The organism is Virgibacillus sp. Bac330 (assembly GCF_003667845.1).
Classification (GTDB): Bacteria; Bacillota; Bacilli; order Bacillales; family Amphibacillaceae; genus Virgibacillus; species Virgibacillus chiguensis.
In genome coordinates, this window is record NZ_CP033048.1 from 981,003 (window position 1) to 993,589 (window position 12,587).

A 12,587-nucleotide genomic window follows, 5' to 3' on the forward strand; every position below is an offset into this window, starting at 1 on the left:
TCTTTTATATACAAAATTAGCTGAAAGAATATTTTTATCCTTCCAAGCGTTTTAGCGGAGAAAGTTTGATGGATGGTTATTTAAAGGCTAGCCATCGTCTAGCAAGCAATGATGTGGCTTTCTATAGTGTAAAATAAGGACAAACGGTTGGACGTTTGCCTCATTCTACAAAAGTTTATTTTGAATTTTTCATTTCTTTAATGATGTTATTAATGGTGTTGTCGTAGTCGTCTTCAGTAGTCGTTGAATTATGCAAACTTTGAATGTCATTAATTAAGTTCGTGTTATCAGTTGAATAGATATTAAAGTATCTTGGCAATATGGAAGCAGCAGTTTTCTCTGCCATTTGAGATGCTTTTTCTTTATCAAAATCATCTGCCTTTTCATAAGCAATGAGTACTTCTTCATCTGTTACTAACGTAGCAGCTTCCTTAAAAGCATCTGATCTTAACATACTACGAGTAATCATATCAGCCATCTTTGTACGGTCTATACGTATGGAGTGCTGCTTTTCTTTATCATTATCAATTTGTTCTTTTGAATAACGAACATAGCCCAGTCTGTTATTTGAATCATTATCCGCAGGAGCTTCTTTATTTGGGTCAAGTTGGTTTTGTATACGTTCTCTTTCATTTGTAGCAGTATCATTATCCATACAACCAGTGGCTAAAAAGAGAACGGATAGACCAATGGGAATTATCCTTTTCATTGTTTACCCTCCATTCTTTTAAAAGATCATTATTAGTTTGTTTATTCTAACGGAAATCATAACTGTTTTTTTCTGGAGCGTTTAGGTAAAAGGTGTTAAACTGAGAAGATACCGATGTTAAAGGGGAATCGAGTATGGTTGAACTATTTGGAAAAACATATGAGTTGATTGAAGATCATAAAGCTGGGTTTCAGGAAAGTGTTGTAAAGGAGAGGTATTCTGATATTTTAGCTAAATATGATTATATTGTTGGTGATTGGGGATATGATCAATTACGGCTAAAAGGTTTTTATGATAATAGGCACGTGAAAGTTCCAGTAGATACTAAAATTGATACATTGGATGATTACCTATATGAGTATTGTAATTTTGGTTGCGCTTATTTTGTATTAAAAAAAATGGAGCAGTAGTAAAAGCCTCTCTACTGCTCTTTTTCATCATGAATAATATGAGAGCCTGGCGCCTTTCTGGGGACGTTTTCATGCTGTTTGCGATCTGGATAAACAAAGGCGCTATCTCTATGCTGTCCTTCTTCCCATGAAGTTGATTTCCCTTCCACAGCTGTATCGCTATGGATAGGAGAGCCAAAAGCCCCTTCTGGAAATTCTTCGGGTATTAAACGATCATGGGAATGCTTTACATTTGAAAAGTCACTATAGTCTTTTTTCTTAACCATGTTTTTTCACCTTCTTCATTGTAAACGCAAGTTATTATTAGTGTTACCCTATGTGTATAGCTTCTACGCTTAACAATTTAAGGTAAAAATATATTGTAGTTGTAGTTATTTATACTTTTGCTTCACAGAATATCTTGTAAAAAGTGGCGAATCTCATCCGCCTCCATGTTGGCTTCGTTAAATGTATGTTCGATCACACCTTTATTGTGCAAATCTTGTTTATCAATCGATAAGCATCGGTTTTTTCTCATGTTTATAATCAGCTTTTTGTTTACGTCTTCATGATCATCTAAAATAGCTAAATCATAACGTTGTAACTGCCCCATAAAGCTGACATACCGCACATCTTTTCCTACTGTCTCATCCTTAATTACTTCATAATTTTTGCCCATCATATCCCCCCATTTTAAAAATAATATTTTCCCAACTATATCATGTTTTACTTCATATTCCTACAGAATATGGTATGATAAAATTGTAATTCTTGATGGAGGGGTGACCAATGTATTTTGTTGATCGAGAGAAGCTGGAGTCGATTTTACAGTATATGGATCAGTTAAATGGTATATTGGAAATGGACCGTCTACACTCTTTAGAAGAAAAGTTAAGCTTGGAACGAGCAGTACATGTTTACATTGAGTCTGTACTTGATGTAGGAAATATGATGATTGACGGATTTATTATGCGTGATCCAGGTAGTTACCACGATATTATTGACATTTTATTGGACGAAAAGGTACTGCCAACTGAACAGGAGCGTGCATATAAAGAATTAATTACGCTAAGGAGAATGTTGATTTCCGACTATGCGCAAGTGGATCATAAAAAAATGGTTCAAGTAATGCAAACCTATCTTAAAGATTACAAACAGTTTGCAACATATATTCGCAAATATATTAATGAAGAACATCAGCAAGTTACTCACGCGTTTTCAAATGATACTTCAAAACAATAAACGAATTAATAAACAGCTAGTGTGTTGTTTATTAGCACGATGGAAAAGTAAAAACATTAGTATAAAGAAAGCGTCTATTTAATAATGAGGAGAGTACTAACCACCATGACTAAAGCATATCAAGGCTATTTAATCGATTTAGACGGAACAATGTATCAAGGAGATGAAGCTATTCCGTTTGCGTCTGATTTTGTAAAAGCATTACAGGAAAAACAACTCCCTTATGTTTTTGTAACGAATAATTCTTCCAAAACACAGCAAGATGTAGCGATGAAACTTAAAAAGTTAGATATTCCAGCAGAACCTAAGCAAATTGTTACTACAAGTTTAGCCACTGCTTCTTATATTACAGAAAATTACGGACAATCTCGTTGTTACGTTATTGGTGAAGAAGGGATACATAAAGCATTACAGGAAGAAGGGCATACCATTACAGAAACGGAAAATTGCGACGTCGTTGTTATAGGAATTGACCGTAATATTACGTACGAAAAGCTGGCTAAAGCTAGCATAGCCGTTCGTAACGGTGCAACATTCATTTCGACAAATGGCGACAAGGCTATTCCTAACGAACGTGGTTTATTACCAGGAAATGGGTCTTTAACGGCTGTTATTTCTATTTGTACTGGTGTTGATCCTGTGTTCATCGGCAAGCCTGAGGCAGTTATTATGAAAGAAGCATTGCACGTGCTCGGTTTAAAAGCAGATGAGGCATTAATGGTTGGAGATAATTATGCAACAGACATTCAGGCGGGCATCCAAGCAGGTATAGATACCTTAATGGTTTTTACAGGGGTGACGCCATTTTTAGAGTATGAACAACTACCTGTTAAACCTACTCATTATGTACACAATCTCAAAGAATGGTTGGAAAAGCTATAATCGTAGAAAAAGCTCGTTTAATAAATCCTAGCTATTCTTAGATAGAAATATGGCGAGCCTTCGAAACGCTGTTAGCTTGTAGGCTCGCTAATTTCCATGTAGACCTATCAATCTTGGTTTACGTTGGTAAAAATACTACGCTTACTATATTTATTACTGCAATGTGATTATGATTTAATCATCAAGCAGTATATCTTCACCCGTTCCATGCGCCAAACGGCTGGAGGCCGCTGCTGCAATAGCCCCAACAATATCATCTAAAAAAGTATGGCATTCTCCAGTAGATTTATCATTTAATTTTTTTAAGATACCTGGCTTTTGTTTGTCAATATATCCATAATTAGTAAAGCCAATGGAACCATAAACATTGACAATAGATAATGCAATTACTTCGTCAACACCATATAAACTTTCATCTGTATCAATTGTTCTTTGTAAAGGCTGCTCCAATTGTTTTTTTTCTGCTAGAACATCTAATTGAATTCCAGTTAAAATGGCATTTTGCACTTCTCGTTTTTTAAGTACACGGTCAACATTATGCCTGCATACATCAAGTGTTAAATTCTCGTGATATTTAGATTGCAAGTAATATACCAGTTCTGCAATGTCATCTAAAGATACGCCTCGTTCCGTTAACCACTGTCTGGCTTTCTCTTCTAACTCACTTCGATCTGTTTTTGCATCCATTTTTAAATCATCCTTTCTAATTTTAGTTAAAATTAGCTAACCTAGATCATAAACTGTTATAAAAAGCATATGCCTTTCTTAAGAGATAAGAAAGTATAAAATTTGATGCTATGGCGTAACCAAATAACCGAATGGGCCCCGTCCGGGTTCAGCGCCCATCAACTAGGCGACTTCCCTCCATTGCCCTACGATAAGTCATCATCGGTTCGTTCTAAATAGGAAGGCCGACTAAATACGGGCTTGCCGGAGGGCGCCGGCATACTCCTGTTGCAGGAGCAGGATTCCTAAAACTTTCGTTGATTCGTTCCAGTCGCTGCGTTGCTAACCGGGTGCCCCGAGCCTTTGTTCTACTATAGAAAAAATAACACATTAATCATATCAACTGTGTCTTTCTGAATGAACAAATTGCTTTATAGAAAGCCCAGTGAAGGAGGTATACATGTGCAGGTTAGTGATTGGCTTTATGAAAACTATAAAATTCATCCAGAAACGAAACGATGGATTGCGGGTAAGGAATGTTATCAAGCGAGTCAATATGTATATTTTATCACTTCTATCGATAACAATGAAATTATACATATGGAACAAGCGGTAGTTGCTTACTATTTAGCAGAAAACGGCTATTCACATATGGCTATTCCAATCCCTAATCACCAAGGGGGTTGGCTAACGTCTTACGAAGATGTAAGCTATATGGTAGTTAAAGGGCTTGCTTCAAGAACTGAAACCCAAGCTACTAACGGTTCCTTATTAGCGCAATTTCATCAAATTGGTAGCCTATATCATTATGAACCACAAGCAATTTCCAGTTATGGACAGTGGAAGCAATTATGGATAGATAAATTAAGCTGGATAGAAAGCAATGTTGAAAAAGCAGCTCAAGCAGGAGCAACGAATTATTATCGTTTAGTTATGGATATCCTCCCATATCTTATTGGCCTTAGTGAAAATGCAATTCAATACATTGGTGAAAGTGAGCAAGAATTACGCTATCATGAATCAGATCAAGGCACGATATCCTTTCGTCGGTATATAAATCAATTGCAACAACCTCTAATGTGGCCGATGGAGTTAGTATATGACCATCCAGCACGGGATATTGCTGAGTTTTTACGACAACTATTTCTTCAACCTCATCCAGATGAAGCTGTTATCCACTTTTTGCAAGATTATCAAAAAAACCGGCCTGTTTCTATCTTTTTCTGGAGGTTAGTGTATGCAAGGCTGTTGTTTCCAATTCATTTATACGATTGTTTAGAGCAAAATTTATCCACAGTTCAGGATAAAGGGTACGAACAATTAAAAGATTTAGTACAGCTTCAAGATAGGTATGAAGCAAATGTTAGTCGGTTTTTTGAGTGGGCAGAACTTGACTGTGATTTTTTACAGGTACCTATGTTACACTGGTTGTGACAGATTCATGATAAATGCATCCTGTATATAGGTACTCTAAGACTTCCTCTATGTGTTCACAAAACGAGGGGTGGGGATGAAACTATCCCCATTGATTGTTTGATTTTATCTACTAGCCGAGAATACTATTGGCTTGGTTAGGGTTACCGGAATAGCTTGTACATCAGAGAAACTGGTGTATTTGGTGTATGCCACCAAATATCCAGTAGCTTTTAGTCGAGAGGTTCTAGAGAGAAGATGTTCCAGATGTATTGGAGGAGAAAGAGTGAAAAAGCCATATGTATACGTAACCAGAAAAATTCCGGCTGCATTGTTAGCGCCATATAAGGATGATTTTACTTTTAACTATTGGGAAAGAGAAGAAACTTCCGTGCCTAGAGAAGAATTAACTAAACAAATAAAGAAAGCTGATGCTCTTATTTGTATGGTGGGCGATGCTATTGATAAATCTATATTAGAAGAAGCGAACCAACTAAAAATTATTGCTAATTTGGCTGTAGGGTATGATAACATTGATTTAGAAGCGGCTAAGTCAAAAGACATCGTTGTGACCAATACACCAGATGTTTTAACGGAGACAACTGCCGATTTAGGGTTTGCTTTACTTTTAGCTACCGCAAGACGGTTAATGGAGGCTAATGACTATATTAGGCAAGGTAAATGGAAAGAATGGTCCCCTTATTTATTAGCTGGTGCTGATGTACATCAAAAAACAATTGGTATTGTCGGAATGGGGAGAATTGGCAGAGCGTTAGCCAGAAGAGCGCAAGGTTTTGGAATGAAAATTATGTATCACAACCGTTCTAGAAATTTAGTAGCAGAAAGCGAGTTAGGGACCACATATGCTAGCTTTTCTGATTTATTAAAAACGGCCGATTTTGTTGTGTCTGTTGTACCATTGTCAAGTGAAACTGAAAATATGTTCGACAGTCAAGCTTTTCAATTAATGAAAAAAGATGCTCTGTTTATTAATGTTTCTAGAGGGGGAGTAGTGAATGAAGAAGCACTATTGCAAGCCCTGCAAAATGGAGAGATTCAAGCGGCTGGCTTAGACGTTTTTAAAGAGGAACCAATTTCAAAAGATCATCCTCTGTTACAATTACCAAATGTTGTTGCATTGCCACATATCGGTTCAGCAAGTATGGAAACGAGAACAAGCATGTGGAACCTTAGCTTAGAAAATGTTGCTGCTGTACTGCGTGGGAGTGCACCAAAAACGCCTGTATCTCAGTAATAAACGATGGACATTAAACTTAGCGCTTGGACCTTCATATCCAAGCGCTAGGTTTACTATACAAAAGTATAAAGCGATGCACGTTATAGTATAAGACCATAAAGTTTTGACGAAAGTCGCGTTTTTCTAAAAGTTTACAATTAGCATTTTGCCACTTGTTACAATTTAAGAAATAAGAAACCAAAGTTTCTTTTTGTACGTTATTGAAGTGTTTAAAATACTTGTTCGATTTCAGTGACGCCGGGAACTTCAGCCATAAGTGCCCGTTCAATTCCTGCTTTTAAAGTAATGGTTGAACTAGGGCAATTTCCGCAAGCACCCATGAGACGAAGAAGCACAATGCCATTTTCATCAACATCAATTAGTTCCACATCGCCACCATCACGCAGCAAGAATGGACGTAATTTATTTAATACTTCCTGTACTTGTTCATGCATTATCCATCTTCTCCTTTCTTACTATTTATTATAAAACGATTATGGTAAAAAATCTATGAACATTTAACGAAGCGATAATCAATATTATTTTAACTTTGATTCGACTTTTTGTAAAATAAAAGATATCAATGTATAGAACGGAGGGAAGGGATGAGTAAAATCCATATTACGGTTTACGGAGCAGAGCAGGTTTGTGCTAGTTGTGTTGGTGCTCCCAGCTCGAAAGATACGTATGAATGGCTACAAGCAGCGTTAGGGCGTAAATATGATACAGAGGTTATCATATATGAGTATGTAGATATCAAAAACCCGCCGCCTGTAGAGAAACATCAACAATTTGCGGAACGTATTATAGAGAAAGATTTATTTTATCCTGTCGTTTTTATTAATGATGAATTGGTAGCTGAAGGAATTCCAAGGTTAAAAACAATTTACCGAGCGTTGGACCAATATGAATTGCCTTTACAACCAGCAAAGAAATGAGGACAGATGATGCAGATACCATTTATTAAAATGCATGGCTTAGGAAATAATTATATATACCTTGATTTTTTTCAACATACTATAGCGGAAGAGAAATTATCAGAATTAGCAAAAACTATCTCCGATGTGCATACAGGAATTGGTTCGGATGGGCTAATTATTATTCATCCAAGTGAAGTAGCTGATGTTGGTATGCGTATATTTAATAAGGATGGTTCTGAAGGGCAAAGCTGTGGAAATGGTTTGAGATGTACAGCGAAGTATGCGTATGAACAAGGAATAGTAGCAGAAAAGCAATTTCAAATTGAAACGAAAGCAAATAAGGTTGTAGCTGAAGTGCAAGTGATAAATGGAAAAGTCGACCACGTTACGATAAATATGGGGAAGCCATATCTTAAGCGTGAACTTATTCCGATGCAAGGGGAACCAAAAACAAAAGTCATTGCGGAGCGGTTTGAAATTCAAGGAGAAGTGTTAGAGTTAACCGCACTTTCTATGGGGAACCCACATGCGGTATTTATAGTAGAGCAAGTCTCTAAGAAGCAAGTGTCTCAACTTGGCCCGTTAGTAGAAAAGGATCCACGCTTTCCGCAAGGAGTCAATGTAGAATTTATTGAAATCCTTTCTCCAAACGAAATAAATTTCAGTGTCTGGGAAAGAGGCTCTGGTATAACACAAGCTTGTGGCACAGGAGCTTGTGCTGCTGTTGTGGCAGGGATATTAAATGATCGTTTAGAACGAAATGAATCTGTGAAAGTGCATTTGCCAGGAGGAGATTTGGATATTACGTGGGATAATGATGGTGATGTTTGGATGACAGGAGGCGCAGAGTTAATTGCTACAGGCTTTTATGAAGCGGCACATTTATTCAAAGTATAGCTTTAAAGCCTGCCTCTTATTTGTTGGAGAAGCGTTCCCATCATTATAATGTGGATTTTCCATCAGAGCGATCAGTAATATTGAATGGTTAATAATATAGATGTATAATGAAAATACGCAGTATGCTTAGAAAGCCTTCGTTTTTCTTATCCTATAAACCAAAAAATTTTATACTATCCTATAGTGAAAAAAGGAGTGAACTGTGCAATGACATTGACGATTACAGACAATGCTAAACAGCAAATTGTAGAGATGATGAAAGAAGAATCAGAAGGAGTCTATCTTCGCTTTGGTGTGCAAGGCGGTGGCTGTAGCGGTCTATCTTATGCCCTTGGTTTTGAATATGATATTAATGATGAGTTAGATACAACAGAAGAAATAAATGGTATTTCCGTGGTAATCAATAGTCAAGATATACCGATCATAGAAGGTACAACGATAGATTTTAAACAGAATATGATGGGTGGGGGATTCAGTATAGATAACCCAAATGCTATCGTATCTTGTGGTTGCGGTTCTTCATTTAGAACAAAAGATAAGGTTGGTACGCCTGGTGATTGTTAGTATAAAAGCTGAAACCGTGAAAGAAGGTTTCAGCTTTTAACTCTAATTAGGGAGAATTTGTTTTACCCTCATTAAAACATGCTTGTTGAATGTTTTGGCTGAATTCTAGCTTTAGGATCAATGTAGTGTTTAGCATTATTAATAGCAGTTGGTCCTTCTCCAAATCCAGTGGCAATTAAGTTCACTTTCCCATCGTAAGTGCAAATATCTCCCGCTGCATAAATGCCAGGGATATTCGTCTCCATTTTCGAATTTACTACAATACTATTTTTCTCTATCTCAAGCCCCCAGTTTTTAATGGGGCCAAGAGAAGAAATAAAGCCATAATTACATAACACTGCATCCACTTCTAATTCCACCTTGCGTTCTCCTTTAACCTCTTCCAAAATAACTTGGTTAATTCGATCGTCTGCAACAATGCTACTTGGAACAAAAGGGGTCAGAATATCAACGTTAGAAGCGTGTAATTTTTCAACACTATGTTCATGGGCGCGAAATTTTTCACGGCGATGAGCGAGGGTGACTTTCTTAGCGATCGGTTCGAGCATTAACGCCCAGTCAACAGCAGAATCTCCCCCGCCAAGTAATAGCACATGCTGGTCTTTATATTGGTTCATATCCTTGACATGATAATGTAAGTTAATTCCCTCATATTGTTCACAATGATCTATATTAAGTTTACGCGGTTGAAATGCACCATTACCAGCAGTGATAATCATTGTCTTTGTGTAATGAATATCATTTTTATGTGAAGTTAATTTTAATGTCCCATCATCAAGTCTTTCCACTTGTTCAATTGCTTGCTCCAATACAATTTCAGGATGAAATAAGTTAGCTTGTTCTTCTAAGTTATCAATAAGCTCCTGAGCTCTTATTTTGGGGAAACCAGCAATATCATATATATATTTTTCTGGATAAAGAGCAGTTAACTGTCCTCCAGTATGTGGTAAACTTTCAATGATTTTTACAGTTGCTTGGCGCATTCCGCCGTAAAAAGCGGTAAATAATCCGACAGGCCCTGCACCAATGATGGTTACATCGTATACCTCATTTGTCATTATAATCCCTCCGTTCAAAATAAACTTGACGACATCTTTTATAGTACCATATCTTTATTATAATAGAATACAAATGTACTCAAACCGAATAACTCCATTATTCCCATTATTTTATTTTTAATAATCTAATTATTATGTATTTTTAGTGTGAGGTTGAAAAGGATACATAAACAGGCTACTATAACAAAGGGACTATTTTACGATTGTGTGACAATGAAATGAAAATTTGTTTACACTAGTATACCATCACAGCTCATAAAGGCTCATCGAGCTTCAGAAATCTATTCTAAATGAGAGTAAGTTTTCGTTTATAAAATAAGTAAAATGAGTTTAGCTATAAAGATTTACTGATAAGCTAAGTTTTACTAAGCAATTTATCTACAACAGCAAAGAATATGATAGACTAAGAATAAAGCTTTATGATTGCTTAGGGCTGTGTACTATATGGATACATTACCGATAGTATTGTGGAATAATTAGTTAAGTTATTCGTTCTCAAGTGAAACAGGTCACAATTTTCAGCTAGGGAGTAAATGGAAGTGATGAATATGGAAAAAAAAAGCATAGTTATTCTAGGTGCTGGTTATGGTGGAATGATGACTGTGACCAAAATACAAAAATCTTTACGCACTGAAGAGGCAGAAATAACTTTAGTAAACATAAATGAATACCATTATCAAACAACATGGCTTCACCAGAATGCTGTAGGAACAGTGAGTGATGATCGAACGAAAATACCTATTAAAGATGTTATTAATCCTCAAAAGGTAATGTTTATTCAAGATAAGGTTTTATCGATTCAACCAAAAGATAAAAAAGTGATTCTAGAAAACAGAATACTTCATTACGATGTACTAGTTATTGCTCTTGGATTTGAAGTAGAAACTTTTGATGTACCTGGCTTAGAAACATATGCTTATACGATAAATAATATAGAGAAAGCTCGTGAACTTCGGCAGCACATTGAAGATAATTTTTCCTTGTTTGTAAAGGAAGAAAAGAAAAATTTTTCACGATTAACCTTTGTTATTGGTGGCGGCGGTTTTACAGGCGTAGAGTTTTTAGGTGAGCTTGCAGATCGTGTATCCGAACTTTGTAAAAAATATAACGTTGACAAGCAATTGGTGCGGATCATTAATATTGAAGCTACTCCGACCATTTTGCCTGAATTTGATGAACAGTTAGTAGAATATGCTATGAACTCTCTGGAAGCACGTGGTGTTGAATTTATTACTGGGGCAACCTTTAAAGAATGTACCCCAACGAGTGTGTTATTTGAGAAATATGGTATGCAAACAAAGATATCTACGCATACGATAGTATGGGCTGCTGGAGTAAAGGCGAATTCAATTATAAAAGAATCAGATTTCACAACAAATAAAGGTAAAATAGAAGTGAATAATGATATGCGATCACCAGAATATGATAATGTATTTGTCATCGGAGATTGTGCATTAATTATGGATTTTGAAAAAGGCAAGCCATATCCACCTACTGCTCAAATCGCTATTCAAGAATCAGAAGCTGTAGCTTATAATATAAGAGCATATATACGAAATGAAGAAATGGAAGGCTTTAAACCGAATATTCTCGGTACCGTTGCTTCTTTAGGAAGTCGAGATGCAATTGGAATTATATTTAAGAACAAGAAGATTTTAGGTTGGAAAGCGACCATATTGAAAAAAATAATTGATAACCGTTATTTGTTTAAGCTTGGTGGGCTCCGTTTATTGGTGAAAAAAGGGAAATTCACTATATTTCCGCGTGCTAAATAATAAATGTTGACACTATATTTATTATATCTTTTATACTATAGGAAAGCTTAAAGGTTTAGTATAAGAAGGTGTTAGGCTCCCGCTTCAAATTAGAAGGTTTATTGCTTTACTAGGCGAAGTGGGGGGTAACAACAACACCTATTGTAAGACCGCCTTTAGGTCGTCCCTTGCATAAAAAGGAAGTATGACATTTTCAGGTTTATAGTATAATAGTATCGATATCGTTTTCCTAATATTCAAAATAGTATTGCCTTATTTTAATTACTTTTTTGTGCTAGAAAAAAATGAAAGTGATAAACGGTATAGATTCTTTTGCCTTCATTTAAGAATGTTAGCTTTGCTTTTTTTTCTATATCCTTTAAAATGATGGGGAAGATATGATTAAGTAAAGATTAAAAAGGGGATTGGAAGGGAGCAACAAAGTTTGATTCAATTAGTAGTGTCTATCTTATTATATTTCGTTATATTCTTTGGTATCGCTTTTATTTTAAATATGCTTCTTCGAACGACTTGGTTAATGGCTTTTATTTATCCATTTGTCGTTATTATTATTGTGGATAATACTGCGACATGGAATTATTTCACAAATACGAGTGAGACGTTTACCAAGTTAACTACTCGACTTACAGAACTTACTGCAGTTGATATCTCTATTTTGGCTGCTGGTTTTGTAGGGACAATTGTATCCGGTCTTGTGATACGTTTACTTAGGAAGAGTGGATACCAAATGTTTTAAGGTTAGCTAGAATCATCCGTAGTCAACATAGAAAACAAACTAGTAATTTAATAGAATAATGTATAAAATTTTTTTGATTGGACATGATGACATCCAAAG

General features: G+C 35.9%; 16 protein-coding genes. 10 read left to right on the plus strand and 6 right to left on the minus strand.

The window, feature by feature from the left end; all coding sequences use genetic code 11:
• Positions 1–175 precede the first annotated feature (175 nt).
• The gene (locus D9780_RS04380) at positions 176–709 is read right to left on the minus strand and encodes a YhcN/YlaJ family sporulation lipoprotein (protein WP_121639416.1); all 534 of its coding nucleotides are present in this window, start codon (positions 707–709) and stop codon (positions 176–178) included.
• A 134-nt stretch (positions 710–843) separates the two neighbouring features.
• Between D9780_RS04380 and D9780_RS04385 the strand changes: the two genes are divergently transcribed.
• Positions 844–1,119, plus strand: coding sequence for a YutD family protein (locus D9780_RS04385; RefSeq protein ID WP_073010949.1), 276 nt, complete (start codon positions 844–846; stop codon positions 1,117–1,119).
• An 11-nt stretch (positions 1,120–1,130) separates the two neighbouring features.
• Here D9780_RS04385 and D9780_RS04390 read toward each other — a convergent pair whose 3' ends face one another.
• Both D9780_RS04390 and D9780_RS04395 read right to left on the minus strand, forming a co-directional pair.
• Positions 1,131–1,385: a hypothetical protein gene (locus D9780_RS04390; protein WP_121639417.1), complete on the minus strand. Its 255-nt coding sequence runs from the start codon at positions 1,383–1,385 to the stop codon at positions 1,131–1,133.
• A gap of 122 nt (positions 1,386–1,507) precedes the next feature.
• A complete protein-coding gene (locus D9780_RS04395) occupies positions 1,508–1,780 on the minus strand; it encodes an SAV0927 family protein (RefSeq protein ID WP_240458779.1) in 273 nt (90 codons plus the stop codon).
• Between the two features lie 107 nt (positions 1,781–1,887).
• Here D9780_RS04395 and D9780_RS04400 point away from each other — a divergent pair, with 107 nt between their 5' ends.
• Both D9780_RS04400 and D9780_RS04405 read left to right on the plus strand, forming a co-directional pair.
• Complete coding sequence (locus tag D9780_RS04400; protein WP_073010958.1) at positions 1,888–2,340, plus strand: DUF86 domain-containing protein; 453 nt, start codon at positions 1,888–1,890, stop codon at positions 2,338–2,340.
• Between the two features lie 105 nt (positions 2,341–2,445).
• Positions 2,446–3,222: a TIGR01457 family HAD-type hydrolase gene (locus D9780_RS04405; protein WP_073010960.1), complete on the plus strand. Its 777-nt coding sequence runs from the start codon at positions 2,446–2,448 to the stop codon at positions 3,220–3,222.
• Positions 3,223–3,396: 174 nt separating this feature from the next.
• Here the strand turns inward: D9780_RS04405 and D9780_RS04410 are convergent, their stop codons facing one another.
• A complete protein-coding gene (locus tag D9780_RS04410) occupies positions 3,397–3,909 on the minus strand; it encodes a phosphatidylglycerophosphatase A family protein (protein ID WP_116277159.1) in 513 nt (170 codons plus the stop codon).
• A 441-nt stretch (positions 3,910–4,350) separates the two neighbouring features.
• Between D9780_RS04410 and D9780_RS04415 the strand changes: the two genes are divergently transcribed.
• Both D9780_RS04415 and D9780_RS04420 read left to right on the plus strand, forming a co-directional pair.
• Positions 4,351–5,322: a protein kinase family protein gene (locus D9780_RS04415; RefSeq protein ID WP_240458780.1), complete on the plus strand. Its 972-nt coding sequence runs from the start codon at positions 4,351–4,353 to the stop codon at positions 5,320–5,322.
• Between the two features lie 265 nt (positions 5,323–5,587).
• The gene (locus tag D9780_RS04420) at positions 5,588–6,556 is read left to right on the plus strand and encodes a 2-hydroxyacid dehydrogenase (RefSeq protein WP_121639418.1); all 969 of its coding nucleotides are present in this window, start codon (positions 5,588–5,590) and stop codon (positions 6,554–6,556) included.
• 212 nt (positions 6,557–6,768) lie between these two features.
• Here D9780_RS04420 and D9780_RS04425 read toward each other — a convergent pair whose 3' ends face one another.
• Positions 6,769–6,993 (minus strand): NifU family protein, encoded by a 225-nt coding sequence (locus D9780_RS04425; protein WP_073010972.1) that lies wholly within the window; start codon positions 6,991–6,993, stop codon positions 6,769–6,771.
• Between the two features lie 150 nt (positions 6,994–7,143).
• Here D9780_RS04425 and D9780_RS04430 point away from each other — a divergent pair, with 150 nt between their 5' ends.
• The 3 genes from D9780_RS04430 to D9780_RS04440 all read left to right on the plus strand — a co-directional run bounded on the left by D9780_RS04430 (position 7,144) and on the right by D9780_RS04440 (position 8,919).
• Positions 7,144–7,476 carry a YuzD family protein gene (locus D9780_RS04430; RefSeq protein WP_121639419.1) on the plus strand — a complete coding sequence of 111 codons (333 nt, stop codon included), beginning with the start codon at positions 7,144–7,146 and terminating at the stop codon, positions 7,474–7,476.
• A gap of 6 nt (positions 7,477–7,482) precedes the next feature.
• Positions 7,483–8,355 carry a diaminopimelate epimerase gene (gene dapF, locus D9780_RS04435; RefSeq protein ID WP_162985786.1) on the plus strand — a complete coding sequence of 291 codons (873 nt, stop codon included), beginning with the start codon at positions 7,483–7,485 and terminating at the stop codon, positions 8,353–8,355.
• Between the two features lie 207 nt (positions 8,356–8,562).
• Positions 8,563–8,919 carry a HesB/IscA family protein gene (locus D9780_RS04440; protein WP_116277156.1) on the plus strand — a complete coding sequence of 119 codons (357 nt, stop codon included), beginning with the start codon at positions 8,563–8,565 and terminating at the stop codon, positions 8,917–8,919.
• Between the two features lie 71 nt (positions 8,920–8,990).
• On the opposite strand, the gene D9780_RS04445 is transcribed toward D9780_RS04440, so the two are convergent.
• On the minus strand, positions 8,991–9,977 hold the full coding sequence (locus D9780_RS04445; protein WP_121639421.1) for an NAD(P)/FAD-dependent oxidoreductase: 987 nt from the start codon (positions 9,975–9,977) through the stop codon (positions 8,991–8,993).
• Positions 9,978–10,519: 542 nt separating this feature from the next.
• Here D9780_RS04445 and D9780_RS04450 point away from each other — a divergent pair.
• Together D9780_RS04450 and D9780_RS04455 are read left to right on the plus strand one after the other, a co-directional pair.
• Positions 10,520–11,752: an NAD(P)/FAD-dependent oxidoreductase gene (locus D9780_RS04450; protein ID WP_371413731.1), complete on the plus strand. Its 1,233-nt coding sequence runs from the start codon at positions 10,520–10,522 to the stop codon at positions 11,750–11,752.
• Between the two features lie 424 nt (positions 11,753–12,176).
• Complete coding sequence (locus D9780_RS04455) at positions 12,177–12,488, plus strand: YuiB family protein (protein ID WP_073010990.1); 312 nt, start codon at positions 12,177–12,179, stop codon at positions 12,486–12,488.
• Positions 12,489–12,587 lie beyond the last annotated feature (99 nt).